This is a genomic window from Brachyspira sp. SAP_772 (assembly GCF_009755885.1).
In the GTDB taxonomy this organism is placed as follows: Bacteria; Spirochaetota; Brachyspiria; order Brachyspirales; family Brachyspiraceae; genus Brachyspira.
In genome coordinates this window covers 1-1,026 of record NZ_VYIX01000040.1, presented here as the reverse complement: position 1 = coordinate 1,026, position 1,026 = coordinate 1, and the positions used below count along the sequence as shown (strand labels likewise).

The following is a 1,026-nucleotide window of genomic DNA, read 5'->3' as shown; positions in this document are numbered from 1 at the left end:
AAAATAATKAAAGATGGTGATAAAGTTGTAGGAGCGGTGTTTCAAAATAAAGACAAATTCTTTTTTATAAAATCAAATGTGATAATATTAGCYACGGGAGGAGTTGCTGGMAATTAYAAAAATAGTTTATATCCAAAAAATATTAATGGWGTAGGTAATGTTGTTGCGTTAGATGCTGGGGCAGTTGCTCAAAATATGGAGTTTATACAATTTATACCGGCATATTTAAAGCCAAAATATAATGTRTTGTTTGGAGAGCATACATTAAAATATTGTATAGGTATGTATGATTTAAAAAATMAATTACTTTTAGATGGTATACAAAACGAAGAAACTAAAAGATTATGGATAGAGAGAAGTGMTTATGCTCCTTTTAGTAATGATTTTGAAAGCAGAGAAATAGATTTAAAAATATCTTCTGAAGGCGTTAAATTAAAATATTCAGAAGATTTATACAAAGATAAAGAGGAGTTTTACACTSTATATTTAAATTGGCTTAAAAAAGAAATAGGAATAGATTTATTGAAAGATGAAACTGTTATTACTCATTTTGCTCATAGCTGCAACGGCGGAATAAAAATAGACAGCAATGCATTTACAGGTGTTAAAGGGCTTTATGCTATAGGTGAGTTATCRTCTGCTATAGARGGAGCTAATAGGCTTGGAGGWAATTCTGTTGGAGGGGCTTTAGTATTTGGAAATAATGCTGTTAAAAATGCTTTTGAATATATTAAAAATACAAACTTTGATGATTCTAATAATATAAAATTAAATAATATAGAAAAAGAATTTAATGATTGGGTTAATGAGATTTCAAAAGATGATAAAGAGAATAATTTTACAAGAAATGAAGTTTTAATAAAAATAAGAAATTTAGTAAGCGAGAATCTATCTGTTGTAAGAAGCAAAGAAAAAATAGAATTGCTTCTTAATGAACTTAATAATATAAGAAGTAATTATAGTATAAAAGAAAATATAAAAAATGGTTCTATAGAAATTTATTTGATTATTGAAAGCATAAAAATA

The 1,026-nt window shown here is 26.1% G+C and carries 1 protein-coding gene; it reads left to right on the top strand.

All coding sequences use genetic code 11. The features are described from left to right. Positions 1-1,026, top strand: a 1,026-nt coding sequence (locus tag GQX97_RS12420; protein WP_157152229.1) for an FAD-binding protein, incomplete at both ends; no start/stop codon positions are given.